Consider the following 24909-nt stretch of genomic DNA (forward strand, 5'->3'; position numbering starts at 1 on the left):
CACCCAGGAGCACCAGTGAGCATCGAATCCCAGTTCATGGCCCGCGCCGGACGCCTCGACGGCTCCGCCCTCGCCGGAGGCCTCGCACCGGCCGCGCCGTCCGCGCGGTACGTGCTGCCCCAGTACGAGGAGCGCACCGCGTACGGGTACAAGCGCCAGGACCCCTACACCAAGCTCTTCGAGGACCGCATCATCTTCCTCGGCGTGCAGATCGACGACGCGTCGGCCGACGACGTCATGGCCCAGCTCCTCGTCCTGGAGAGCTCGGACCCGGACGGCCTCATCACGCTGTACATCAACTCGCCCGGTGGCTCCTTCACGGCGCTCACCGCGATCTACGACACGATGCAGTTCATCAAGCCGCAGATCCAGACGGTCTGCCTCGGTCAGGCGGCCTCGGCCGCGGCCGTGCTGCTCGCGGCCGGCTCGCCCGGCAAGCGGCTCGCACTGCCGAACTCGCGCGTGATGATCCACCAGCCCGCCGTCCAGGGGGGCGGCTACGGCCAGGCCTCGGACATCGAGATCCAGGCCCGCGAGATCCTGCGGATGCGCGAGTGGCTCGAGGAGACCATCGCCCACCACTCCGGCACGCCGGTCGAGCAGGTGCGCGAGGACGTCGAGCGCGACAAGATCCTCACGGCGGCCGAGGCGCTCGAGTACGGCCTGGTCGACCAGGTCCTCGAGTCCCGCAAGGCGCAGGCCCCCGCGATCACCGCGTGAGCCACCTCCGCCGGCCGGGCACGTGCCCGGCCGGCGGCCCTGTGCGGGCGGCGTCCTCGTATCGCTCGACACACCACGGCCCGGTGAGAAGACACGCGGGCCCGTCATGGTGTCCAATGGACCGTGACCCCACCGGTGAAGAGGAGTGAGCATGGCGCGGAGTGCTGAGGGTACTGACCTGCTCAAGTGCTCCTTCTGTGGCAAGAGCCAGAAGCAGGTGAAGAAGCTCATCGCCGGGCCGGGGGTGTACATCTGCGACGAGTGCATCGACCTGTGCAACGAGATCATCGACGAGGAGTTCGCCGAGGCCAGTGAGCTCGGCCTGGTCGACCTGCCCAAGCCGCGGGCGATCTTCGACTTCCTCGAGCAGTACGTCGTCGGCCAGGGACCTGCCAAGCGATCCCTCGCCGTCGCCGTCTACAACCACTACAAGCGGGTCCAGGCCGCCGAGAAGGCGCCAGCGTCCGACGACGTCGTCGAGCTGGCCAAGTCCAACATCCTCCTCATCGGCCCCACCGGCACGGGCAAGACCTACCTCGCCCAGACGCTGGCGAAGATGCTCAACGTGCCCTTCGCGATCGCCGACGCCACGGCGCTGACCGAGGCCGGGTACGTCGGTGAGGACGTCGAGAACATCCTCCTCAAGCTCATCCAGGCCGCGGACTTCGACGTCAAGAAGGCCGAGAAGGGCATCATCTACATCGACGAGATCGACAAGATCGCCCGCAAGAGCGAGAACCCGTCGATCACTCGCGACGTCTCCGGTGAGGGCGTGCAGCAGGCGCTGCTCAAGATCATCGAGGGCACCCAGGCCTCGGTGCCGCCGCAGGGCGGGCGCAAGCACCCTCACCAGGAGTTCCTCCAGATCGACACGTCGAACGTGCTGTTCATCGTGGCCGGCGCCTTCGCCGGGCTTGAGGACATCATCACCTCCCGCATCGGTCGCAGCGGCATCGGCTTCGGGGCCACGCTGCGCTCCACCGAGGTCGACGTCGACCCGTTCTCCGAGGTGCGGCCCGCAGACCTCCACAAGTTCGGGCTCATCCCCGAGTTCGTCGGCCGTCTGCCGATCGTCACGACCGTCTCCCCGCTCGACCGCGGCGCGCTCATCAAGATCCTCACCGAGCCGCGGAACGCGCTGGTACGTCAGTACCAGCGGATGTTCGAGATCGACGGCGTCGAGCTCGAGTTCACCGACGACGCCCTCGAGGCGATCGCCGACCTCGCTCTCCTGCGGGGGACCGGCGCCCGCGGCCTGCGCGCCATCATGGAGGAGATCCTCCGCGAGACGATGTTCGACGTCCCCAGCCGCGACGACGTCGAGAAGGTCGTCATCACCGCCGAGGTCGTCCAGCAGAACGTCAACCCCACGCTCGTGCCGCGGGAGAAGAAGCGCCGTCCGCCTCGCGAGAAGAGCGCCTGACCTCCCTCCCGCGAGGTGCGAGCCCGCGCTTCGTGGACCACAGTAGACAGCACTGCACGCGAGACGAGTGAGGTGCTGTCACATGCAGATCGACTGGCTCACGAGCCTGGTTCCCAGTGGCGACGACGTCGTCACCGTCACGTTCGACGCCACCCGCGAGTCGGAGAACGGCTACCAGGCCGTGCTGACCCGCTGGCGCGACCTTCGACGCACGCTGGAGGGCCGAGGCGTGAGCGCCCGTACCCTCGACCACGTCGAGGAGCAGGTGCGTGTCCCGACGCACGTACCCGGCGAGCACGGTCGCACGATCGTGGCGGGGCCGGACGGCGTCGTCGTCGACCGGGTGCTGCCCGATCCGCCGTCGGACGACACCGGGGTCGTGGGCCTCGACGTCGTGTCGCTGGCCAAGGTCGCGGACGGCACGGTGGCCTACCTGCTGGCCGAGATCGACCGCACGGGGGCCGATCTCACCCTGCAGAGGCACGCCGCCTTCGAGTACGAGGCCGGCGACGACGCGCTCGCCAGCGTCGAGGGCGACCAGGACGTCATCAACAAGGTCCGCCGCGCGGGCCTGGCGTCGCGGCGCCTGCAGGCACGGGCCGAGGACTCCTGGGAGCGGAACGCGGAGACGGTCGCCGTCGAGCTGGGCCGCATCGTCACCGAGCGCCGCCCTGAGCTGCTCGTCCTCACCGGCGACGTCCGGGCGGTCGCGCTCGTCCGCGAGCGTCTCGGCGCCGAGGCGGCGGCCATCGCCACCGTCCTCGAGGGCGGCTCGCGCGCCGCGGGCGTCAACGAGCAGGCCTTCGAGCGCAACCTCCACGAGGCGCTGGACGTCTTCCGGGTGCGTCGTCGTGAGGAGGTCCTCGACCGCTTCCGCCAGGAGGAGGGCCGGGACGGGACGGCCACGCAGGGCGTGGACGACGTCGTCGTGGCGCTCTCCCGCGGACAGGTCTCCGAGCTCCTCCTGCGCGAGGACACGGTCGGCCGGAACTCCCAGCTGCGGCTGCGCAGCCTGTGGGCGGGGGAGGGGGCGCTGGAGATCGCCACGACCCCTGCCCTCGTCGCCGACCTCGGCGTGAGCGAGCCGCGGGAGGTGCGCGCCGACCTCGCGATCGGTCGTGCCGCCGCGGAGCAGGCTGCCGGCGTGACGATCGTCGACGAGGAGGCCGCCGAGCTCGTCGACGGCGTGGGTGCGCTGCTGCGGTGGCGCGACGCGTCGACCCCGAGCGAGCACGCCTACAAGGTGAGCGGGGACAGCGCCCGCTCCTGACTGACGACGACGACGCCCCACCGGCAGGCCCGGTGGGGCGTCGTCGTGCGTGAGACGTGCGGGGCCGGCCCAGGGCCACGTCCTAGGATCGGGCCATGAGCGAGACCATCCCCGCCGAGCTGGCCAGCGCCCGCGGCACCATCGACAACATCGACGCCGCCCTCATCCACCTGCTCGCCGAGCGCTTCAAGTGCACCCAGCGGGTGGGGCATATCAAGGCGGACCTCGGCCTGCCGCCGTCGGACCCCGGCCGCGAGGCCGAGCAGATCCGGCGCCTGCGCGCGCTGGCCGAGGATGCCGGCCTGGACCCGGTGTTCGCCGAGAAGTTCCTGTCCTTCATCGTCGAGGAGGTCATCCGCCACCACGTCGCGACGGCCGAGCAGCGCCAGTCCGACTAGCGCCCCCCAAACGTCGCACGTGGTCGAGTGACCGACGGCTGCGGCGCTGGAAGCGTCAGCAGACCGACCAGTTGCGAAGTTGGGGAGGCGGGTCAGGCGCCGTAGATGGCGGTGATCTCGTCGGCGAAGTCCTCGAGGACCTTGGCGCGCTTCACCTTCTGGCTCGGGGTGAGGTAGCCGTTCTCCATGGTGAAGTCGGTCGTGAGGACGGTGATCTTGCGGATCGACTCCGCGCGGGAGACGGCCTCGTTGGCGCGCGTGACGGCACGGTCCAGGGCGGCGAGCACCCGCTCGTCACTCGCGGCCTGCTCGACGTTCATCGCGGGCAGGTCGTGGTTGGCGAGCCAGCCGGGCAGCATGTCCTCGTCCAGCGTCACCAGCGCCCCGATGAAGGGGCGCCCGTCCCCGACGACGACGACCTGGGAGAGCAGCGGGTGGCCCCGCAGCCGGTCCTCGAGCACCGCCGGGGCGACGTTCTTGCCGCCGGCCGTCACGATGAGCTCCTTCTTGCGGCCGGTGATCCGCAGGTAGCCGTCGGAGTCGAGCTGGCCGATGTCGCCGGTGACGAACCAGCCGTCCTCGGTGAAGGCCTGGGCCGTCGCCTCGGGGTTGTCGTGGTAGCCGCGGAAGACGTGGTCGCCCTTGACGAGCACCTGCCCGTCCTCGGCGATCGCCACGCGCGTGCCCGGGTAGGGCGGGCCGACCGTGCCGATCTTCGTGAGCCCGGGACGGTTGACCGTGGTGGGGGCACCCACCTCCGTGAGGCCGTAGCCCTCGAGGACGCCGACGCCGATGCCGCGGAAGAAGTGCCCGAGCCGCTCGCCGAGGGGCCCGCCACCGGAGATCGCCCAGTCGAGGTTCCCGCCCATGGCGGCGCGGATCTTGGCGTAGACGAGACGGTCGGCCAGGGCCCGCTGCGCCTTGAGGGCGGCGGACGGCCCGCCGTCGGACTCCAGCGCCCGTGAGTAGGTGATCGCCACCTTGGCGCCCCAGCGGAAGATGCGCTGCTTGGCGCCGGAGCCGGCCTTCGCGTCGGCCGAGTTGTACACCTTCTCGAAGACCCGCGGGACGGCGAGGAGGAAGGTCGGCTTGAACGCGTCCAGGTCGGCGACGAGGTTCTTCGCGTCCGGGACGTGGCCCATGGTGGCGCCGGAGTACACGCACAGCACCTCGACGAAGCGCGCGAAGACGTGTGCGAGCGGCATGAAGACGAGGGTGCGCTTGTCGGTGCCGCGCACGACCCCGGAGAAGTTCGGGTCGTCGCTGCCGTTGACGACGAGCGTGACGAAGTTGCCGTGGGTGAGCTCGGCGCCCTTGGGGCGGCCGGTGGTGCCCGAGGTGTAGATGATCGTCGCGAGGCTCGACATGTCGGTGGCCTCGGCACGCTCGGTGACCCGCTCCGTCGGGACGCCCGCACCGTGGCCGATGACGGTCTCGACGGCGTTCTCGTCCAGGACGAGCACCTGCTCGAGGTGCTCGAGACGCTGGACGAGCGGCTGGAGGAGCGCGGCCATCCCGCGGGTCTCGGCGAAGACGAGCCGCGCGCCGGAGTTCGACACGATCCACTCGGCCTGCTCGGCCGAGGAGGTCTCGTAGATCGGCACGGGGACCGCACCGGCGGACCACGCCGCGAAGTCGAGCAGTGACCACTCGTAGCTCGTGTGCGCCATGATCGCCACGCGGTCACCGGCCTGCACGCCCAGCCCGATGAGGCCCTTGGCGACGGCGGTGACCTCCTCGGCGAAGGTCTGCACGCTCACCGGCACGAAGTCGGTGCCCAGGGAGGACTTGCGCTCGAAGATGACCCCGGCGGGGTCGCGGGCGAGGCGGTCGGCCAGCACCCAGGGCAGGGACATGTGCGGCTCGAGCCGCCCGACCCCGGGCGTGCTCGCCTCGGGACGCTGCACGTTCATCGTTCTCCTCGCTCAGCGCGTCTTGGCCGGGGGCTCGTCCAGCTCGTGGGCGCCGACGACGGCGTCCTCGAGGTCGGTGCGGCCCATCACCTCGAGGTCACCGCGCACCCGGCCCGCGGCGCGCAGGTCGGCGAGTGCGTGGCCGATGCGCTCGACGTCGGCGGAGGGCAGCTCCAGGCGCACCCGGGCGAAGGTCGTCCGCTGGGAGACCTTGGCCTCGGACTTGACCTTGCGCAGGGCCGCGAGGGCCTTGCCGGTGGCGTGGAGGAGGCCCGGGTCGGCGTCCGTCACGGCCTGCCGCAGCGGCGCGGCCGAGGGCCACGGCGCCGCGTGCACCGAGCCGCTGCGCCACCAGCTCCACACCTCCTCGGTGGCGAAGGGCAGGAACGGGGCGAGCAGCCGCAGCACGACGTCGGTGGTGAGGGCCAGCGCGGTGCGGGCCGAGGCCACCTCCGTGGGCGTGTAGCCGGCCTCGGTGGAGCCGTAGGCGCGGTCCTTGACGAGCTCGAGGTAGTCGTCGCAGAAGGTCCAGAAGAAGGTCTCGGTGAGCTCGAGGGCGCGGGTGTGGTCGTAGCGCTCCAGCGCCGTCGTCGCGCTCTCGACGACGTCCGCCAGCCCGGCGAGGAGCGCGCGGTCCAGCGGCTCGGTGACCGCGGAGACGTCGAGGCTCGCCGGGGTGTCCCCACCCATCGTCAGCGCGAACTTCGAGGCGTTGAGGACCTTGATCGCCAGCCGCCGGCCGATCTTCATCTGGCCGGTGTCGAAGGCCGCGTCCGTGCCCAGGCGGGCCGATGCCGCCCAGTAGCGGACGGCGTCGGCGCCGTGCTCCTGGAGCAGGCCGAGGGGCGTGACGACGTTGCCCTTGGACTTGGACATCTTCTTGCGGTCCGGGTCGAGGATCCACCCGGAGATCGCGGCGTCACGCCACGGCAGCGAGTCGAACTCGAGGTGGGCGCGGACCGTCGTCGCGAACAGCCACGTGCGGATGATGTCCTGGCCCTGGGGACGCAGGTCCATGGGGAAGACGCGGGAGAAGAGGTCCTCGTCGCGCAGCCACCCGCCGGCGATCTGCGGGGTGAGGGAGGAGGTGGCCCACGTGTCCATGATGTCGACCTCGCCGACGAAGCCGCCGGGCACGCCGCGCTGGTCCTCGGTGTAGCCCGCCGGCACGTCGATGCTCGGGTCGACCGGCAGGAGGTCCTCCGAGGGCGTGAGCACGCGCGCGTAGTCCGGGTCGCCGTTCTCGTCGACGGCGTACCAGACGGGGATCGGCACCCCGAAGAAGCGCTGGCGGGAGATGAGCCAGTCGCTGTTGAGGCCCTCGACCCAGTTGGAGTAGCGCACCCGCATGAAGTCGGGGTGGAAGCCGAGCTCGCGCCCGCGCTCGAGGAGGGCCTCGCGGATGTCGCGGCCCTGGGAGTCGGTGCCGGGACGGCCACCGTTGCGGATGTACCACTGGCGCGAGGTGACGATCTCGAGCGGCTTGTCGCCCTTCTCGAAGAAGTTCGTCTTGCGCTGGGTCGCAACCGGCTCGCCGTCGAGGTCGCCGCTCGTGCGGAGCGCCTCGACGATCTCCTTGCGGGCGGTGAAGGTGGTCTTCCCGGCGAGGGCCTCGGTCCACAGCCCGACGGCGGCGGGCTGCTCGACCCAGTCCGGCGCCTCGGCCAGCAGGCGGCCGTCGCGGCGGATGACCGGGCGGGTGGGCAGGTCGAGCTCACGCCACCACTGGACGTCGGTGAGGTCACCGAAGGTGCAGCACATCGCGATGCCGGCGCCCTTGTCCATCTCGGCGGCCGGGTGCGCGAGCACCGGCACCTCGACCCCGAAGAGGGGGGAGCGGACCGTCGTGCCGAAGAGGGGCTGGTAGCGCTCGTCGTCGGGGTGGGCGATGAGGGCGACGACGGCGGGCAGCAGCTCCGGACGCGTCGTCTCGATGTAGACCTTGCCGTCGGTCACCTGCTCGAGCCCGGCGCCGGCGGCCGGGTCGGTGAGGTGGAAGGCGACCCGGTGGTAGTGGCCGGGGTAGTCGCGTGCCTCGAGCTCGGCCTGGGCGACGGCGGTCTGGAAGGTGACGTCCCACAGGCCCGGGGCCGCGGCCTGGTAGGCCTCCCCGCGGGCGAGGTTGCGCAGGAACGCGGCCTGCGCGACGAGCTGGGACTCGCGTCCGATGGTCTGGTAGTGCAGCGACCAGTCCACGCTCAGGCCGAGGTGGCGCCACAGCGCCTCGAACTGCTTCTCGTCCTCCTGGGTGAGGCGCTCGCACAGCTCGACGAAGTTACGACGGGAGATGGGCTGCTGGTCGGCGGCCTTGACGCTCTTGCCCTCACCGCCGTCGTGCGGGGGCACGAAGTCCGGCACGTAGGGGAGCGTGGGGTCCACGCGCACGCCGTAGTAGTTCTGCACGCGGCGCTCGGTGGGCAGGCCGTTGTCGTCCCAGCCCATCGGGTAGAAGACCTGCTTGCCGGTCATCCGCTGGTAGCGGGCGACGACGTCGGTGTGCGTGTAGGAGAACACGTGGCCCACGTGGAGGGAGCCGGAGACCGTGGGCGGCGGGGTGTCGATGGAGTACACCTGCTCGCGGGTGGCGGTGCGGTCGAAGGCGTAGGTGCCCTCCTCGGCCCACCGCTCGTCCCACCTCTCCTCCAGGCCCTCGAGGCTGACCTTGTCCGGGACGGACGGGGTGGACAGCGGGGCGGCGGGGGTGGGGTCGTGCGCGTCGGTCATGGGACGAGATTGTTCCACGGTCCGAAGGGAGTGGGCTCATCCGTCCGTGCCGGCGCGGGCGGGCGAGGGACCGGCCCCACCTGACAGACTGGTCCCATGGACCTCACGATCGGGTACGCGGCCGCGCTGGAGCAGTTCCACCCCACCGAGGTGGTGGAGATCAGTGCGCTGGCCGAGGAGCACGGCTTCTCCGGCGTGATGGCCGCCGACCACTTCCAGCCGTGGACGCCGTCGCAGGGGCAGGCCGCCTTCGTGTGGAACGTCCTCTCGGCGCTGGGAGAGCGCACCCGCGGGGACCTCGGCCCCGGCGTGACCGCCCCGACGTTCCGGTGGCACCCGGCGATGGTCGCCCAGGCCTCGGCCACGCTCGCGGCGATGTACCCCGGGCGGCACTGGCTCGGGCTGGGTTCCGGGGAGGCTCTCAACGAGCACGTGACGGCCGGCTACTGGCCCGAGGCTCCCGAGCGGATCAACCGGATGTTCGAGGCCATCGAGATCATCCGCAAGCTCTTCACCGCCTCCCTCGCCGGCAAGGACGCCAAGCACTCGGGCACCTTCTACAAGCTCGAGTCGACCCGGCTGTGGACCATGCCCGAGGAGGCGCCGCCCATCTACGTCGCCACCGGCGGGCCGGTCACCGCCCGCCGGGCCGGCAAGCACGCCGACGGCCTCATCACCGTGGGGGCGCCGCTGGAGAAGATCTCCGGACTGTTCGACAAGTTCGCCTCCGGCGCGCGCGAGGTGGGCCGGGACCCCGAGACCATGCCCAAGATCCTCCAGCTCCACATGTCCTGGGCCGAGACCGACGAGGAGGCGCTCGCGAACGCGCTCGACCAGTGGCCCAACGGCGGCATGAAGTTCCCCAAGGCCGACATCCGCTCGCCCTTCGACTTCGCCGCCATGGCCAAGCTCGTGCGCCCGGAGGACTTCGAGGGCCGGATGGTCATCTCCGCCGACCCCGACGTCCACCGCGCCGAGATCCAGAAGTACGTCGACCTCGGCTTCGACCGCATCTACCTGCACAACGTGGGGCGCAACCAGCGTGAGTGGGTCGAGGTCTTCGGCCGCGACGTGCTGCCCAAGCTCGCCCGCTGATGCTGCTCGCCCAGGCCGTCGAGGGCCTGCCACCTGTCACCGGCGGGGACGACCTCGCTGCCGTCGTCGCGCCCGCGCTCCGGGAGCTGGTCTGGCCCGACGGGAGCACCGGTGTGGCCGAGGGGGACGTCGTCGTCGTCGCGAGCAAGGTCGTGGCCAAGGCGGAGCGGCGGCTCGTCGCGGCCCGCACCCGCGAGGAGCTCGAGGCGGCGATCGCCTCCCAGACGGTGCGCGTCGTGGCCGAGCGGGCGCGACCGGACGGCTCGACGCTGCGGATCGTCGAGACCCCGCAGGGGCTCGTCATGGCCGCCGCGGGGGTGGACTCCTCCGACGTGCCGCTCGGCACCGCGCTGCTCCTGCCGGAGGACCCCGACGACTCGGCACGCCGGTTGCGCCGCGGCCTCGACGCCCGCCTGGGGGTGCGACCGGGCGTCGTGGTCACCGACACCGTGGGGCGGCCGTGGCGCGAGGGCGTCGCGGACGTCGCGATCGGTGCGGCCGGTGTCGTCGTGCTCCAGGACCATCGCGGGCGGCGCGACGGCTACGGCCGCGAGCTGCGGATGACGACGATCGCCGCCGCCGACGAGATCGCCGCCGCCGCCGAGCTCGTCAAGGGCAAGGCGGACGGCCGCCCGGTGGCCGTCGTGCGTGGGCTGAGCCATCTCGTGACAACCGAGGACGGCGAGGGTGCGGGTGTGCTGGCCCGGTCGGCGGCCGACGACCTCTTCCGCGAGGGCTCCGCCGAGGCCTACGCCCGCGGGCTGGCCGACGGCCGGGCGTAGCTCCTCACCGTCCTCCGGACGTGGCGCCGCCCGGGTGCCGCCCCGCAGGAGTGTCCGGATCGCGCCACAAACGGCTCTGGGTCGGGTGCGACACGCCGACGACACGCCGAGTACGAAGGCGTCTCCCGCCGGAATGGGCCGTGCTTGTGGCGCGATCCGAAAGGTGTCAGGCGCGATCGTAGAGCAGGAGGTCGCGGCCGCGGACGGTGACGCGCTCGGCGCGGACGCCGTAGACGCGGGAGACGAGCTCCTCGGTGAGCACCTCGGCAGGCGGGCCCGCGGCGACGACCCGGCCCGCGTCCAGGACGACGACGTGCGCGCAGTGCTCCAGCGCGTGGTTGAGGTCGTGCAGCGCGGTGAGCACCGTGACGCCCGTGGCCGCGAGCTCCCCGGCGAGGTGGAGCACGTCGAGCTGGGCGGCGACGTCGAGGTGGTTGGTCGGCTCGTCCAGCAGGAGCAGCCGCGGCGTCTGCGCGAGGGCCCGCGCGAGGTGGACGCGCTGGCGCTCACCGCCGGACAGGGTGGCGACGTCGCGGCCCTCGAGGTGCGCGGCCCCCGTGCGCGCCAACGCCTGACGGGCGAGGTCGACGTCGTCGCTCGAGTCCGCCGACCACGTCGGCCGGTGCGGGGTGCGCCCGAGGAGGACGACGTCGAGGACGTCGAGGGACACCGGGGCGCTCGAGTCCTGCTCGACGAGCGCCAGCTCACGGGCGCGGGCGCGGCGGGACAGCTCGGCGAGCTCGCGGCCGTCGAGGAGGACCGTGCCGTGCTCGGGCTCAAGCGCCCCCACGAGCAGCCGCAGCAGGGACGACTTGCCGGAGCCGTTGGGCCCGACGACGGCGCTCACCTCACCAGGGGGCAGCTGGGCGGCCACGTCACGCAGCACCGGCGTCCCGCCCAGCCGCAGCCCCAGACCGCCGACAGTGAGCGTGAGGGCCTCCGTGCGCGCGCGGGTGCGCGCCGCCCCGCTCACAGCCGGCTCCGGCGCAGGAGGACCGCGAACACCGGCGCCCCGATGGCAGCGGTGAGGATGCCGACCGGCAGCTCGCGCGGCTCGAAGACCGTGCGGGCAGCCGTGTCGGCGAGGAGGAGGAACAGCGCACCGACGAGCGCGGCCGCCGGCATGACCCGGTGGTTGCGCGAGCCCAGCACGAGCCGGACGGCATGCGGGACGACGAGACCGACGAAGCCGATCGACCCGCACACCGACACGAGGACGGCGGTGAGCAGCGTGACGACGACGAGCAGCAGCCACCGCTCGCGTCGCACGTCGACGCCGAGGGAGGAGGCGGACACGTCGCCGAAGGCGAACGCGTCCAGCACCCGCGAGCGCGAGGCGAGCACGCCGCCGAGGACGACGGTGCCGCAGAGGGCGAGCATCGTCTCCGGCCACGTGATGCCGCCGAAGGACCCGAGCAGCCAGGACAGGATCTCCCGGTAGGAGTCGCCCGTCGCGGACCAGAAGATGACGAAGCTGACGAGCGCCGAACAGGCCTGCCCGACGGCCACGCCGGCCAGCACGGTGCGGACCGGGGGCAGGCCCCCGCCGCGCCCCGCGGCCAGGAGAAGCGTGAGCACGAGGGCGCCGACGGCGCCGACGAACGCGGCGACCGGCAGGAGCACGGTCATCCCGACGACGAGGACCGCGACGGCGCCGAGGGAGGCGCCGGAGGAGACACCGAGGAGGTAGGGGTCGGCCAGCGGGTTCCGCACGACGGCCTGCATGACCGTGCCCGCCACCGCGAGACCGGCCCCGACGCTCGCCGCCGCGACCACTCGCGCCCCTCGACCCTGCCAGACGATGGCGTCCTGGATCGTGGTGAGCGGGTCGGCCGCACAGGTCACCGCGCCGGGGGCGAGGGCCGAGCACACGTGGTGCCACACCGAGCCCCACACCTGCGCCACCGTGATGGAGGCGGGGCCCACGGTCACCGCCCAGCTCATCGCGAGCACGAGGAGGGCGAGCAGCCCGAGCAGTCCGCCGGCCAGCGCCAGCCGGCGACGCGGACGTTGGGCACCGCCCGTCCGTGGGACGGGTGCGCCGGTGGCCGGTGCGCGGCGGTCGAGGTCGGTCACGGCGCCAGCTGGTCGATCTGCCGGGTGAGCTCGGCGACGGCCGAGACGTTGCGGACCCCCGCCTCCGTCGCCGGGAACGGCACGGTGAGGTAGCGGCCCTCCTGGACGGCGGGCATGGCGGCGGTGACGGGGTTGGACTCGAGGACCTCGATCTTGTGCTCGGCGGTGTTCCAGGCGGAGTCGACGAGGACGAGCACGTCGGGGTCCCGGTCGGCCACGGCCTCCCACGACAGGGAGGTCCAGGTGTCCTCGACGTCGGCGGCGATGTTCGTCAGCCCGGCCGCCGTCATGATCATCTGCGGCGCCCCGATCCCCGCACCGACGAAGGGCGTGTCCGAGCCGGAGGAGTACCACAGGGCGCTGAGCCCCTCACCGGTGGGCGTGACGGCCTCGAGCGCCGCGCGCTGCTCCTCCACCAGGGTTGCCGCCTCCTCGGGCGTCCCGAGCAGCCGGCCGACCTCCTCGATCTCGGCGAAGACGTCCTCGAAGGTGAGCGGGTTGGGCTGGTGGGCGGGGTCCTGGCACGCGGAGGGGGAGACGAAGGTCGAGACCCCGAGCTCCTCGTAGCCCTCCCGCTCGCCCGCGCCGTCGTCGGACAGGTTCGACTCCCACCCGGCGTACACGAGGTCGGGAGCGAGGTCGAGCACGGACTCCCTCGAGGGGTTCCGCTCGGCCAGGACGGGCGGCGCGGTCACGCCCTCGGGCAGCGGGCCGTCGGAGAAGGCCGTGCCGACGATCCGGTCGCCGGCGCCCAGCGCGATGACCATCTCGGTGGCCGAGGACTTGATCGTGACGATCCGCTCGGGAGGCGCCTCCAGGGTCGTCTCGGTCCCGCAGCTCGCCACGGTCACCGGGAACCCGGCCGCGGACGACGACGGCGCAGGACTCCCGCCGCCGTCGTCGTCGTTCGTGGCGTCGTCCGCGGGGGCGGACGAGCAGGCGGTGAGGGCGAGGGCGAGCGCGCCGAGAAGGGCGGCGCGACGGGGGAAGGGCACGTGTGACTCCAGAGCGGGGTTCGGATGAGCTCTGCGCAGTCACAGCGCCGCGCGCGGACCGCGGGCCCAAGGTCGAGACCCGCCACCGGGTGCGCCCCGGGGTCCGTCGACCAGCCTACGCCCGGCGGCGGAGCGCCGCGGCCCCGGCTAGGTCCGCGCCTTGCGGGTGCGCCCCTCGTCGGTCATGTCCTCCAGCTCCCGGCCCTTGGTCTCGGGCACCTGCCACAGGACGAAGCCCAGGGAGAGCAGGGCGGAGAGCGCGTAGATCCCGTAGGCGAGGCTGAGGCTGATCTCGGAGAGGGTGGGGAAGGTCGTCGACACGGTGAAGTTCGCCAGCCAGTTCACCGCCGAGGCGACCGCGATCGCGGTGGCGCGGATCTTGTTCGGGAACATCTCCCCGAGCATCACCCACATGATCGGGCCCCAGGTCGCGCCGAAGGACACGACGAAGAGGTTGGCCGCGACCAGGGCGACCGTGGCCCAGGGCTGGGGGAGCGAGACGTCCTCGCCGGTGCCCTGCGCCTGGGAGAAGGCGAGCGACATGGTCGCCAGGCTCACCGTCATGCCCACCGAGCCGAAGATCAGCAGCGGCCGGCGGCCGACCTTGTCGACGAGGAGGATCGCCACGACCGTGACGAGGACGTTGGTGACCGAGGTGATGACCGACGTCGTCAGGGCCTGGCTCTCCTCGAAACCGACCGAGCGCCACAGCGTCGTCGAGTAGTAGAAGATGACGTTGATGCCGACGAACTGCTGGAAGATCGCCAGCACGATGCCGACCCACACGATCGGCTTGAGGCCCAGCGAGTGCCCCTTGAGGTCGGAGAGGCTCTCCCTGGCCTCGCGCGTGAGCGACTGGTGGATCTCCTTGATCTTCGCCGCGGTGTCCTTCACGCCCGTGTACTTCTTGAGGACCTCCGCGGCCTCCTCCTCGCGGTGCTGGTCGACGAGGTAGCGCGGCGACTCGGGGATCGTCAGGGCGAGCAGCCCGTAGATCGTCGCCGGGACGGCCTCGGCCATGAACATCCACCGCCAGGCCTCCCGGCCCAGCCACAGCTGCTCGGCCGCTCCGCCGGCGGTGCCGGCGAGGAAGGCGTCGGACAGCAGGGCGGCGAAGATGCCGAGGACGATCGCCAGCTGCTGCAGGGAACCGAGGCGGCCGCGGACGTCCGCGGGGGAGACCTCGGCGATGTACGCCGGGGCGATGACCGAGGCGGCACCGACCCCGAGGCCGCCGAGCACGCGCCACGCGATGAGGTCCCAGGTGCCGAAGGCGAGGCCCGAGCCGATCGCCGAGATCGCGAAGAGCACCGCGGCGACGATCATCACCCGCACCCGCCCCTGCCGGGAGGCCAGCGGTCCGGCGAACCACGCGCCGACGACGCAGCCGAGCAGCGCGGAGGAGACCGCGAAGCCCTGGAGGAAGCCGGAGATGCCGAAGTCCTCGCTCATCGCGTCGATCGCGCCGTTGATGACGGCGGTGTCGAAGCCGAAGAGGAAGCCACCCATCGCGGCCGCCAGGCTGATCCCGAGGATGCGTCCGCTCATCGTGCTGCCTTTGTCACTCATTGCCTCTCCTCGTCGTCGCCGTCGGTCACGGGGACGCTAGCGCCGAACGCGCAGGTCGGCGCGGGGAGAGGGTGACCACCGCGTCTCGGGCCGGCAGCTCGTCGACGCCGGCCCGAGCACGGTCGAGGGGAGGACGCCTGTCACTCCGCCCAGTGGAAGAGCGGCCCGAGCGCGATGCTGCGCGGGTACCGGTCGCCGGTCGACGCGGCGGACCCGGTCTCGGGCACCACCCCGCACGTGGCCGGAGCCGCAGCCTCGGAGGGGCCGCTTGCGGGGACCGGTGGATCGGACACGGCCCACCCGCCCAGCAGCAGGCCGACGGACACCGCTGTCACCATGTGGTGGCGCTTCGTGCTGATCATGTCGACTCCTCAGGTGTGCCGTGCGCCTGCGAAGGCGGTGCAGGCGTCGCGGTCGACCCCTCAACTCTCCGGCTGGGCGGGTCCTGCCGGAATACGACGTTGCGCGTATGTCGCACCCCGCGCGCCCGGGAGTAGCGTGGGAGGAGATCACGGCCCAAGGAGGCCACGATGGTCAACGGCACGATCACCACGAGTGATATCGCCACGCTGCGGGACATCCTCGACCTCGCCCGGCCGCACCCCAACCTGTCACCGGTCGACGCGACGTTCCAGGTGCTCCGTCTGCTGGAACCTCTCCTCGGTTGTGACGGCGTGTCGTTCCAGGCGATGGATTCGCTGACGTTGGCGCTGTGGCACCAGCAGGACATGGTGGACGGCGAGGGGGCTCAGTACGGTCCCGGGGAGATGGAGGCGTCCGAGGGTGATCCGCTGACGGAGCTCTGGGAACGCTCCTGGTGGAGCGGCACCTGCAGCCTCATCGAGCGCACCGGCGCCGCGGTGGTCACCTCCGACCGCAGCTGGTACACCGAGCGGGAGGTCGCCGAGGACCCGCTGAACCGTGAGCTTCTCCACCATGTGGACGAGCTGATCGTCGGCCACCCCGTCGGGCCGTTCCGGTCGTTGCGCATCCTCGCTCCCCGGACCTCGGGCAGCCCGTTCGCGGAGCGTGAGCTCGTCCTCATGCGGCTGCTCCATCCGCACCTGCAGCCGCTTCTGGTGGCAGCAGCGAGCGAGCAGCCGGTCGCAGCCCCGGCACTCACCCCGCGGCAGCTGGAGGTCCTGCGGCTGGTCAGGTTCGGCATGCCGAACCGGCACGTCGCACGCGCGCTGGGAATCTCCGAGGGGACGGTACGCAAGCACCTGGAGAACGCCTACGAGCGGCTCGGGGTGCACAACCGGGGAGAGGCGGTCGCGGCCGCCCTCGACCAGGACGACGTCATCTCCCGGAACGTCACGTTGACCACCGCCTGAGCAGGCCCGCCGGGCGGACCTCAGGAGGAGGACCGGAGCATGTCCCAGGTGGGCCTCAGTCGGCGAGCTCGCGGTCCCGGTCGACGACGGCCCGGACCCCGCGGACGACGGCGGGGGTGAAACCGGCCTCCTCCATCGCGACGATCCCGGCGATGGTCGTCCCGCCCGGGGAGCACACCATGTCGACGAGGTCGGCGGGGCTGACGCCGTCGTCGGCACGCTCGAGGACCATCCGGGCGCTGCCGAGCACGGCCTGGGCGGCGATCCGGGTCGCGAGGGCCTTGGGCATCCCGTCACGGACCGCGCCACGGGCGAGCGCGTCGATGAAAGTGAAGACGAAGGCGGGGGAGGAGCCGGCGATCGCGGTGTAGGTGGCGAAGTCCTTCTCCGCCAGGACGACCGTGCCGCCGACGGCGGCGAAGATCTCCTCGACGCGCGCGACGTCGCCCTCACCGGCGGCGTCGTTGCCGCACAGGGCGGCCATCCCGGCACCGATCATCGCGTTGACGTTCGGCATGACGCGCACGACCGGCACCTGACCGCCGGGCAGCAGCGCCTCGAGGGCCGAGAGCGTGATCCCTGCGGCGATCGACACGAGTACCGGGCGGCGCTCGACGACGGCGTCCGCCACCCCGCCCAGGACGGCGGGCAGCACCTGCGGCTTGACGGCGAGGACGACGACGTCGCTGCCCGCGACGACCGCCTCCGCCGACACGCCCACGGTGGCTCCGACGTCGTCGGCGAGGCGCTGGGCCGCGGACTCGTTGACGTCGTAGAGGAGCACGTCCCCGCCCGGGACGACGCCCGCCGCGGTCACGCCGCGCACGATGGCGCCCGCCATGGTGCCTGCCCCGATGAACCCGATGGTCATGCTGCCTCCCGCTGCCGTCTGCGAACCGCCACAGTATCCACGCCGCCCCGCCCGCAGGGCCAGGCACCATGGGGCCATGGACACCACGCACCCCCCTGTCCGCCGCGCCCTCGTCACCGGTGCCTCCAGCGGGATCGGCGCCGCGACCGTGCGGCGTCTGCGCGCCGACGGCTGGGACGTCGTCGCGACCGCCCGCCGCGCGGACCGGCTCGCCGCGCTCGCCGAGGAGACCGGCGCCGTCGCCGTCCCGGCCGATCTCACGAGCGAGGACGACGTCGCCGCCCTCGTGGCGTCGGTCCGCGCGGGTGGTCCGCTCCACGCGCTCGTCAACAACGCGGGCGGCGCTCGCGGCGCGGACCCGGTGGAGACGGGCAGCGTCGAGGACTGGCGGGCGATGTACGAGATGAACGTCCTGTCCACGCTGTGCCTCACCCAGGCGCTCCTGCCGGACCTGCGCGCCTCCGGGGCGGGGGACGTCCTCGTCATGACGTCGACCGCGGCCCATGACACGTACCCGGGCGGTGGCGGTTACGTCGCGGCCAAGCACGCCGAGCGGGTGATCGCGACGACGCTGCGCCTGGAGCTCGTCGGCCAGCCGGTGCGCGTCATCGAGATCGCGCCGGGCATGGTGCGCACCGAGGAGTTCTCCCTCAACCGCCTCGGGGACGAGGCGGCCGCGGCGAAGGTCTACGAGGGTGTCGCCGAGCCGCTCGTCGCCGAGGACGTCGCCGACGCGGTCGCGTGGACGCTGAGCCGGCCGCACCACGTCAACGTCGACCTCATGGTCCTGCGGCCCCGGGCCCAGGCGTCGAACACCGTGGTGGCGCGCGACCAGTAGCGGCTGGTCCGCCGAGCGTTGTCGCTCCGCGGACTGACCGAACCGACCAGCGTGTCCGTGACGGGTCGGCGCCGTCGTAGCGCACATGAGCCGCACAGGTTGCCCGTCGGGGATCGCCATGGGAAGCGCTCATCTCCCATAGCCTCGACTCCCAACGGCCGCGCCAACGCCAGCGGTAGTGGCAGGCTGCCCTCATGCCTGAACCGTTCGCGTGGGTCCCCGACATTTCCCGGGGCGAGTGGCTGCGGCCCATGGAGGCCGAGCCCTTCGGCAGCATCCTGTCGGTGGTGCCCGCCGGCTTCGAGGCGTACGCGCGGGTGTTCCACCCCGTCCAGCGCGACCGTCCTCGCAACACCGGGACGTGGCACGGGGTCGACCATGCGACGCACTTCCAGGGCGTGCCAGACCTTGAGCACGCGATCGAGGACCAGTGGACCAGCTGGGCGGCCACCGCGGCGTCCTTCGGCACGATGATGCACCCCGAGGCCCAGTTCGCCCGACTGGTCCGGCAGGCGCCCGGTCCGGCGGACGACGTGATCGGTCTGGACGGCTGGCACTACTTCCCGCCGCAGGAGGGCTGCCTCGACGCCGCCGCACTCTCCGTGGCCGCAACGGTGCTGACTCAGCACACCACTACTCCGACTGCTGGCATCGCCGCAGTGTGGGAGGGCTGGGGCGGGCTGATGAGCGCGGGGGCGCGCATGCAGCTGATGCTGACCTCCTCAGGTCCTCGACGTGTGGCGGTGACCGCGCGCCAAGCAGTGGCCAGGGTTCGCGACGCACTGCGGTACCGCTTCGGCGCATCGCCGAGACACGCGACGCCGGGCACCGGGATCCTGTCGCGCGAGGTGGCCACGGGGCCGCGGTTCGACCTGCACGGCGGCACGGGACGCAGTTATGTGCTGTTCGAGGCCGGCGCAGCGGACTTCGCGGACGTCCGATGGACCGACCGGGCGCCATGGATCGACGAAGCGAACTGGGCGCAGTCGCCCAGCATCATCTGGCCCGATGACCACGCGTGGGTGCTGGCCACCGAGATCGACTTCGACTCCACGCTCGTGGCAGGCACCCGGGCGCTGGTCGAGGAACTCCTACACACGCCGGGCCTGGAGGTACTGCCCCTTCCCACCGACGCCGACCTCAGTTGGCAAGGGGATGCGCTCAACCACCCTGGGTAACGTCGCGCGCCATCGCCATACAGAACAGTCTTCGACATACCACCCGCGTCGCAGATGCGGATGCCCATCTGGAAGTGGGCCCCTACAACTGCAGATGGAGGCGCAGTGCGTCGTCGACGTGGGCCATAAGGTCGGCGGGGGCTCGCCCGAGGACGGCGCCGAGTCGCTCGACTGCGATCCAACGTACTTGTTCAGCCTGGGCCTTGGAGTCCTGCGGGAGGCCGGTCGCGGCTGCGGGCAGGAATGCCTGGAACGGGAAGATCCGGTCAGTGTTGCTGGTGACCGGCACGACCGTGACTATTCCGCGGCCGAGCCGCGCTGCGGCCAAGTTCGCTCGGTCATTGCTGACGATGACGGCCGGACGGCGCTTGTTGGCCTCGCTTCCACGAACGGGGTCTAGATCGACGAGCCGAATCTCACCGCGCAGCATCTGCGATCCCGTCGGCCGCGGTGCCGCTCCACGCCGTCTGGTCGCCTGAGGCGTCCCACTCCTGCCACGCGGCTTCGTAGTCCTGCTCCAAGTCGGGCAGGCGCAGCATTCGCACGGCATGTTGCAGCGCAGCCGATCTCGAAGGCAGGCCGGCGGTACGGGCGAACTCGTCGAGGAGTGCCACGTCCTCCTCTGGCAAACTGACGCTGAGCTTCATACTGCAATGCTACCGGCGGTACTACCCGGGTGGCGCATTCTGAGGGACAGCAATGGACGCGCGAGTGTGGCGCGTACAGCGCGTCCGGTGTGTAGCAGGCTGCTCTGGCGGGTCGCCGGTAGCGGCGTCCCTTGCGGCTCGAAAGTGGCAGGGCCTTCCATGAGGGGTCGGGCGTCGAGCCTGATGCCCGGGCCGACCGAATTCCCGCGGCAGATTCAGGCCAATCTGCTGGAGGTGCGCCATGAGCGCGCTGTTTGTCGGGTACGCCCGATGCTCCACCGATCAGCAAGATCTGACCGCCCAACGCGACGCGCTGCTCGGTCTGGGCGTCGAGCCCGACAGGATCTACGTCGAGCATGGCCTCACTGGCACCGACCGTGAACGCCCCGGTCTGCGTGAGGCTCTTGCCGCTTGCCGTGCCGGCGACACCCTGGTGGTGACCAAGCTCGACCGACTCGCGCGCTCTGTGCCTGACGCCCGAGCGATCGCTGATGAGCTCACCACTCGGAGAGTCAACCTCAGCCTCGGGGGGGTCGGTCTACGACCCCACGGACGCGGTTGGCCGGCTGCTGTTCAACGTCCTGGCCATGGTCGCGGAGTTCGAGTCCGACCTGATCCGGCTCCGCACTCGTGAGGGCATGAAGGTTGCCAAGGCCAAGGGTCGGCTACGCGGCAAGCAGCCGAAACTTAACCGCCGCCAGGAAGCTCATCTCGTCTCGCTGGTGCACAGCGGCGAGTACAGCACCCTGGAGGTCGCAGAGCTCTTCGGTATCGGCCGCTCCACCGTGTACCGCGCCATCGAGCGTCAGCGCGCCGAAGCAAGAGCCGGCCTCATCGAGGCGACATCGAAGCGCTGACACAGACGGCACGCGGCGCCGCCCGTCCGGAACCTGATCCGCTTGTGGTGAGGTGAGAACCTCTTCAGGGCAGGAGGTCCCAGTACTGCCTGCGGGCTGGCATCGCGTGAATGACGAGTTCTTCGCCGCTCTGGAAGACGAGGACGACCGTCTCGAGGAGGCGAGCGTGGGTGTCGAATCCGAGTCGCAGTTCGCGGTGGGGCCAGTCCTCCTCATCGAGTGGCTCCACCCAAAGCGGCCAGTCGGCCGCTTGAACAGCGTCGTCTGCAAGCACGTCGTCTGCAAGCACTCCGTGCTTCAGCGCTGGGATGGACTTTCACGCTGCGAAGCCGGCCAACGCCCTGCGAATAGCTTCGGACCGCGAAATGTGCTCGCGCTCGGCGATCGCGTCGACCGCAGCGAGCTCCTCGGCAGTGAGGCGGACAGCGACGACCTGCATGGGCTCAGCACCCCGCCCCGGACGACCACGGCCGCGGCGCTTCAACTCGTGGGCGTCATACCCGGCCTCAGCCTCTTGAGCCCACTGCCGGATCTGCTCCTCGCTCACCATGACCAAAATCGTATGACGAAAAGGTGGTCACCGGAAGCACCCGCGGGGACAGGCACTTGCGCACCGAGAAGGAAAGGCAGCCGCTGGTGGTGTCGGGCTCCGCCCGGCGCCCGAGCCGACCGCATCCGGTGGCGCGGCCGGGCCCATCCCCTGGGGAGGTGCGCCATGAGCGCACTACTTGTCGGGTACGCCCGATGCTCCACCGATCAACAAGACCTCACCGCGCAACGCGATGCCCTGCTCGGCCTCGGCGTCAGGACTGAGCGCATCTACGTCGATCACGGCCTGACCGGCACCAACCGAGAACGCCCTGGCCTGCGCGAGGCCCTGGCCGCGTGTCGGGCTGGGGACACCCTGGTGGTTACGAAGCTCGACCGCCTGGCCCGGTCCCTGCCCGATGCGCGGGCGATTGCGGACGAGTTGACCGCCCGGCAGATCAGTCTCTCGCTCGGCGGGTCCATCTACGACCCGACCGACGCCGTTGGTCGTCTCCTGTTCAACGTGCTGGCCATGGTCGCGGAGTTCGAGTCTGACCTGATCCGACTGCGAACTGTCGAGGGCATGAAGGTCGCGAAGGCCAAGGGTCGGTTGAAGGGCAAGCAGCCCAAGCTCAGCCGAAGACAGGAAGCACATCTCGTGTCGCTCGTGCACAGCGGCGAGTACAGCACTCTCGAGGTCGCCGAACTGTTCGGCGTTGGTCGTTCCACCGTCTACCGCGCCATCCAACGCCAACGACTGGCAGCCAAGGCCGAGCTCGCCGCTGCGTCGGCACGAGGCTGAACGCCTACCTTGACGGCGTCCCGCAACCCACACCCTCGCGGGACGCCGTCAAGCGGGTCCCCCTCGAAGCCGGTCACGGACAGCGGCATCCCGGTGGCGGTTCCTCCTACGGGACGGACAACTGGACCGACCGCAACCGCTGCGAGGGCGGACCACTGAGCGTTAGGGGGTCCCGTCCGGCTCCGATGCCCTCTCCAGGCTTCGGACCGCTGCCAGGCGGTGGAGCTCAGACCGTCGGATGAGGAGTGCGGCAACGGGCGCCCGCGATCGCGCTGGCGGCGTGATGATTGGTCGTCATTCGCGCCCTTTGGTTCCTTCGCGCACCATCCGACGATGTTCGCCGCGGCCGGCGGCGTGCCCGCGTTGCGGGCGGAGTCGTTCAGTCGCGAGCGATGCGAAGGGCGACCCAGAGCGCGCACCTTCGGCAGATGTAGGCCGGTTCGCTCCCGAGTGCGTGGAGCGACCTTCGTGGCCGCTGGCGGCCGCAGCACGAGCATCGTTGCTGGGTGTCATCGGCCATGTCGCGATGGTGCCACGGGCCGGTGACCTTCGCGGGTCACAGGTAGCGGCAGACGTCCTCGGGGGAGCATGTGGCCGGGTCGCCGGTGGTGGCGTGCTCGCGCAGGATGGCGATCGTGGTGCGTAGCTGCGCGAGCTCGGCGAGCTGCCGGTCGATGACCGCGAGGCGGGTGTCGAGCAGGTCGGTGACGTGCTGGCAGGGGGCCTGGCCCCGGTCTCGGATGGCCAGCACCTGGCCGATCTGGGCCAGGGTCAGCCCGGCGGCTTGGCCCCGGCGGATGAAGTGCAGCCGGTCGAGCACCTCGGGGCCGTAGTCCCGGTACCCCGCCGGGCTGCGGTCGGGGTCGGGGAGGAGTCCGACGTCCTCGTAGTACCGCAGGGTCTTAGCTGTCGTGCCCGACGCCTGAGCCACCTCACCGATCCGCATGCCACTCATTCTGCCTTGACCTTCCAGTGCACTGGAAGGTCGATCCTGGTCCTGAGGCGCGGCAACAAGGGAGGACTTATGACGGCAACGGACAAGGGCAGGTCGTATGACCTGGCAGTGATCGGGTCCGGTGGGGCGGCGTTCGCGGCCGCGATCCGCGCCACCACCCTGGGCAAGCGGGTGGTGATGATCGAGCGCGGCACCATCGGCGGTACCTGCGTGAACACCGGGTGTGTGCCCTCCAAAGCCCTGCTCGCGGCCGCCGAGGCCCGCCACGTCACACTCGACGCCGCCCGGTTCCCCGGTCTGCCACTCCCCGACGCCCCACCGGTCGACATGCCCGCCATGGTCGCCGGCAAGGACAAGCTCGTCGGATCGCTGCGCAGCGAGAAGTACGCGGCCCTGGCCGCCGAGTACGGGTGGGCCCTCCACCCCGGCGAGGCCACCTTCGTCGGCACACCGACTGAGCCGGCACTCCGCGTGACCGGCCCGGACGGCACGGCGGAAACCGTCCGGGCCGCGCACCACCTCATCGCTACCGGCTCCACGCCCTGGGCGCCGCCGGTCCCCGGCCTGCAGGAGGCCGGTTATCTGACCTCGACGACCGCGATGGAGCTGGACCACGTCCCGGAGTCGCTGCTGGTCATCGGCGGCGGCTACGTCGCCATGGAGCAGGCCCAGCTCTTCTCCCGCCTCGGTGCCCAGGTCACCATGCTCGTCCGCTCACGGCTGGCCTCCCACGAGGAACCCGAGGCCGCCACCGCCCTGGAAGAAATCCTCGCCGACGAAGGCATCGAGATCATCCGCGGCGCGGTGCCCACCGCGGTGCGCCGCGACCCGGCCACCGGCGAGGTCACGGTCACCGCCACCACCGCCGACGGCTCACACGAGCTCCGCGCGGCCGAGCTCCTCGTTGCCACCGGCCGCCGCCCGGTCACCGGCACGCTCGGCCTCGACACCATCGGCGTGCGCGCCGGCAAGCGCGGCGAGGTCATCATCGACAGCCACCTGCGCACCACGAACCCGCGGATCTGGGCCGCGGGTGACGTCACCGCCCACCCGCAGTTCGTGTACGTCGCCGCGGCCCACGGCGCCCTGGTCGCCGACAACGCCCTCACCGGAGCCGGCCGGGAGGTCGACTACCGCCACCTGCCCCGGGTCGTGTTCACCAGCCCCGCCCTGGCCTCCGTCGGAATGACCGACCAGCAGGCCCGCACTGCCGGGATCCGCTGTGACAGCCGCGTCCTGCCCCTGGCGCACGTCCCGCGCGCCATCGTCAACCGTGACACCCGCGGGCTCATCAAGATCGTCACCGACGCCGACACCGGCCGCATCATCGGCATCACCGCCCTCGCCCAGGACGCCGGTGACCTCGCCGCCGCCGGCGTCTACATCCTCGAGGCCGGCATGACCACCGACCAGGTCGCCAACCTCTGGAGCCCCTACCTGACCATGGCCGAAGGCCTCAAACTCACCGCCCAAACCTTCACCACCGACATCACCAAACTCTCCTGCTGCGCAGCATGAACCCGCACAGGGATCCCTATACCGGAGCGTCGAGCCTGGCGACCTCTCTCGTTCGCTTTGGCTCCGTCAGAGACCGAACGCTCCTCCGCTGACGAGGATGACGATGCCGAGGCCGATCAGGACGATGGGGAACAGGATGTGTTCCCAGCGCTCGAGGACTTCAGCGATCGACGGCCGGGTGGCAACGAACTTGGCGACTACGACCAGGACCGCGACGAGCGCGAGGAAGACGAGGCAGTAGGCGACCACTGCGATGGGTTCCACGCTGAGGAAGACGGGGACATAGACGCCGATGTTGTCTCCGCCGTTGGCGAAGGTGACTCCTGCGACGGTCCACGCGCTGACCTTCGTGCCCGTGACCTTGGCGTCATCGTCGTCATCGTCTCCGCGCCAGGCTTGCCATGCAGCCCAGAGAC

General features: G+C 71.3%; 25 protein-coding genes and 1 pseudogene. 12 read left to right on the forward strand and 14 right to left on the reverse strand.

Going from position 1 to position 24909, the window contains the following annotated elements:
* The first annotated feature begins 15 nt into the window (after window positions 1–15).
* The 4 genes from DSZ44_RS16505 to DSZ44_RS16520 all read left to right on the forward strand — a co-directional run bounded on the left by DSZ44_RS16505 (window position 16) and on the right by DSZ44_RS16520 (window position 3811).
* Window positions 16–720: an ATP-dependent Clp protease proteolytic subunit gene (locus DSZ44_RS16505; protein WP_309146727.1), complete on the forward strand. Its 705-nt coding sequence runs from the start codon at window positions 16–18 to the stop codon at window positions 718–720.
* 151 nt (window positions 721–871) lie between these two features.
* On the forward strand, window positions 872–2143 hold the full coding sequence (gene clpX / locus DSZ44_RS16510) for an ATP-dependent Clp protease ATP-binding subunit ClpX (protein WP_110853728.1): 1272 nt from the start codon (window positions 872–874) through the stop codon (window positions 2141–2143).
* 82 nt (window positions 2144–2225) lie between these two features.
* Window positions 2226–3413: a baeRF2 domain-containing protein gene (locus DSZ44_RS16515; protein ID WP_110853729.1), complete on the forward strand. Its 1188-nt coding sequence runs from the start codon at window positions 2226–2228 to the stop codon at window positions 3411–3413.
* Window positions 3414–3508: 95 nt separating this feature from the next.
* Complete coding sequence (locus DSZ44_RS16520) at window positions 3509–3811, forward strand: chorismate mutase (protein WP_110853730.1); 303 nt, start codon at window positions 3509–3511, stop codon at window positions 3809–3811.
* Between the two features lie 92 nt (window positions 3812–3903).
* Here the strand turns inward: DSZ44_RS16520 and DSZ44_RS16525 are convergent, their stop codons facing one another.
* Both DSZ44_RS16525 and valS read right to left on the reverse strand, forming a co-directional pair.
* Window positions 3904–5724 carry an AMP-dependent synthetase/ligase gene (locus DSZ44_RS16525; RefSeq protein ID WP_110853731.1) on the reverse strand — a complete coding sequence of 607 codons (1821 nt, stop codon included), beginning with the start codon at window positions 5722–5724 and terminating at the stop codon, window positions 3904–3906.
* Between the two features lie 12 nt (window positions 5725–5736).
* Window positions 5737–8448 (reverse strand): valine--tRNA ligase, encoded by a 2712-nt coding sequence (valS, locus tag DSZ44_RS16530; protein WP_110853732.1) that lies wholly within the window; start codon window positions 8446–8448, stop codon window positions 5737–5739.
* A gap of 96 nt (window positions 8449–8544) precedes the next feature.
* Here valS and DSZ44_RS16535 point away from each other — a divergent pair, with 96 nt between their 5' ends.
* Window positions 8545–9543 carry a TIGR03557 family F420-dependent LLM class oxidoreductase gene (locus DSZ44_RS16535; RefSeq protein ID WP_110853733.1) on the forward strand — a complete coding sequence of 333 codons (999 nt, stop codon included), beginning with the start codon at window positions 8545–8547 and terminating at the stop codon, window positions 9541–9543.
* Window positions 9543–10325: a coenzyme F420-0:L-glutamate ligase gene (cofE, locus tag DSZ44_RS16540; protein WP_110853734.1), complete on the forward strand. Its 783-nt coding sequence runs from the start codon at window positions 9543–9545 to the stop codon at window positions 10323–10325. Before DSZ44_RS16535 ends, cofE begins: the two co-directional genes overlap by 1 nt.
* A 166-nt stretch (window positions 10326–10491) precedes the next feature.
* Here cofE and DSZ44_RS16545 read toward each other — a convergent pair whose 3' ends face one another.
* From DSZ44_RS16545 to DSZ44_RS16565, 5 genes are all read right to left on the reverse strand, one after another.
* Complete coding sequence (locus tag DSZ44_RS16545; RefSeq protein WP_110853735.1) at window positions 10492–11298, reverse strand: ABC transporter ATP-binding protein; 807 nt, start codon at window positions 11296–11298, stop codon at window positions 10492–10494.
* The gene (locus DSZ44_RS16550) at window positions 11295–12401 is read right to left on the reverse strand and encodes an iron chelate uptake ABC transporter family permease subunit (RefSeq protein ID WP_373681263.1); all 1107 of its coding nucleotides are present in this window, start codon (window positions 12399–12401) and stop codon (window positions 11295–11297) included. The genes DSZ44_RS16545 and DSZ44_RS16550 overlap by 4 nt, the downstream gene beginning before the upstream one ends.
* Window positions 12398–13396 (reverse strand): putative F420-0 ABC transporter substrate-binding protein, encoded by a 999-nt coding sequence (locus DSZ44_RS16555; protein WP_110853736.1) that lies wholly within the window; start codon window positions 13394–13396, stop codon window positions 12398–12400. The genes DSZ44_RS16550 and DSZ44_RS16555 overlap by 4 nt, the downstream gene beginning before the upstream one ends.
* Window positions 13397–13543: 147 nt before the next feature.
* Window positions 13544–14965, reverse strand: coding sequence for a sugar porter family MFS transporter (locus DSZ44_RS16560; RefSeq protein ID WP_110853737.1), 1422 nt, complete (start codon window positions 14963–14965; stop codon window positions 13544–13546).
* A 140-nt stretch (window positions 14966–15105) separates the two neighbouring features.
* Window positions 15106–15327 (reverse strand): hypothetical protein, encoded by a 222-nt coding sequence (locus DSZ44_RS16565; protein ID WP_110853738.1) that lies wholly within the window; start codon window positions 15325–15327, stop codon window positions 15106–15108.
* 168 nt (window positions 15328–15495) lie between these two features.
* On the opposite strand from DSZ44_RS16565, the gene DSZ44_RS16570 reads away from it, so the two are divergent.
* Window positions 15496–16299, forward strand: coding sequence for a helix-turn-helix transcriptional regulator (locus DSZ44_RS16570; protein ID WP_110853739.1), 804 nt, complete (start codon window positions 15496–15498; stop codon window positions 16297–16299).
* A 55-nt stretch (window positions 16300–16354) separates the two neighbouring features.
* Here the strand turns inward: DSZ44_RS16570 and proC are convergent, their stop codons facing one another.
* Window positions 16355–17170 carry a pyrroline-5-carboxylate reductase gene (proC, locus tag DSZ44_RS16575; protein ID WP_110853740.1) on the reverse strand — a complete coding sequence of 272 codons (816 nt, stop codon included), beginning with the start codon at window positions 17168–17170 and terminating at the stop codon, window positions 16355–16357.
* Window positions 17171–17246: 76 nt separating this feature from the next.
* Between proC and DSZ44_RS16580 the strand changes: the two genes are divergently transcribed.
* Both DSZ44_RS16580 and DSZ44_RS16585 read left to right on the forward strand, forming a co-directional pair.
* Window positions 17247–18008 carry an SDR family oxidoreductase gene (locus DSZ44_RS16580; protein ID WP_110853741.1) on the forward strand — a complete coding sequence of 254 codons (762 nt, stop codon included), beginning with the start codon at window positions 17247–17249 and terminating at the stop codon, window positions 18006–18008.
* 194 nt (window positions 18009–18202) lie between these two features.
* The gene (locus tag DSZ44_RS16585; protein WP_110853742.1) at window positions 18203–19186 is read left to right on the forward strand and encodes a hypothetical protein; all 984 of its coding nucleotides are present in this window, start codon (window positions 18203–18205) and stop codon (window positions 19184–19186) included.
* Between the two features lie 82 nt (window positions 19187–19268).
* Here the strand turns inward: DSZ44_RS16585 and DSZ44_RS16590 are convergent, their stop codons facing one another.
* The gene (locus tag DSZ44_RS16590) at window positions 19269–19616 is read right to left on the reverse strand and encodes a type II toxin-antitoxin system PemK/MazF family toxin (protein ID WP_110853743.1); all 348 of its coding nucleotides are present in this window, start codon (window positions 19614–19616) and stop codon (window positions 19269–19271) included.
* On the reverse strand, window positions 19603–19833 hold the full coding sequence (locus tag DSZ44_RS16595; protein WP_110853744.1) for a ribbon-helix-helix domain-containing protein: 231 nt from the start codon (window positions 19831–19833) through the stop codon (window positions 19603–19605). Before DSZ44_RS16595 ends, DSZ44_RS16590 begins: the two co-directional genes overlap by 14 nt.
* A gap of 241 nt (window positions 19834–20074) precedes the next feature.
* Here DSZ44_RS16595 and DSZ44_RS16600 point away from each other — a divergent pair.
* Window positions 20075–20690, forward strand: a pseudogene (locus tag DSZ44_RS16600) (recombinase family protein).
* A gap of 64 nt (window positions 20691–20754) precedes the next feature.
* On the opposite strand, the gene DSZ44_RS16605 reads toward DSZ44_RS16600, so the two are convergent.
* Both DSZ44_RS16605 and DSZ44_RS16610 read right to left on the reverse strand, forming a co-directional pair.
* Window positions 20755–20979, reverse strand: a complete 225-nt coding sequence (locus tag DSZ44_RS16605) for a toxin (RefSeq protein ID WP_258369650.1) — start codon at window positions 20977–20979, stop codon at window positions 20755–20757.
* A gap of 27 nt (window positions 20980–21006) precedes the next feature.
* Entirely contained in the window at window positions 21007–21240 is a 234-nt protein-coding gene (locus tag DSZ44_RS16610; protein WP_110853746.1) for a ribbon-helix-helix protein, CopG family, read from the reverse strand.
* A gap of 165 nt (window positions 21241–21405) precedes the next feature.
* Here DSZ44_RS16610 and DSZ44_RS16615 point away from each other — a divergent pair, with 165 nt between their 5' ends.
* Window positions 21406–22020 (forward strand): recombinase family protein, encoded by a 615-nt coding sequence (locus tag DSZ44_RS16615; RefSeq protein WP_110853747.1) that lies wholly within the window; start codon window positions 21406–21408, stop codon window positions 22018–22020.
* 556 nt (window positions 22021–22576) lie between these two features.
* Here the strand turns inward: DSZ44_RS16615 and DSZ44_RS16620 are convergent.
* Window positions 22577–22966, reverse strand: a complete 390-nt coding sequence (locus DSZ44_RS16620) for a heavy metal-responsive transcriptional regulator (RefSeq protein WP_028708020.1) — start codon at window positions 22964–22966, stop codon at window positions 22577–22579.
* Between the two features lie 78 nt (window positions 22967–23044).
* On the opposite strand from DSZ44_RS16620, the gene merA reads away from it, so the two are divergent.
* Window positions 23045–24493 carry a mercury(II) reductase gene (merA, locus tag DSZ44_RS16625; RefSeq protein ID WP_030153508.1) on the forward strand — a complete coding sequence of 483 codons (1449 nt, stop codon included), beginning with the start codon at window positions 23045–23047 and terminating at the stop codon, window positions 24491–24493.
* A gap of 66 nt (window positions 24494–24559) precedes the next feature.
* Here merA and DSZ44_RS16630 read toward each other — a convergent pair.
* A partial coding sequence (locus DSZ44_RS16630; RefSeq protein ID WP_181424695.1) for a cadmium resistance transporter occupies window positions 24560–24909 on the reverse strand: 350 nt, incomplete at its 5' end.

The sequence above is a fragment of the Georgenia satyanarayanai genome (assembly GCF_900116375.1).
GTDB classification, from domain to species: domain Bacteria; phylum Actinomycetota; class Actinomycetes; order Actinomycetales; family Actinomycetaceae; genus Oceanitalea; species Oceanitalea nanhaiensis.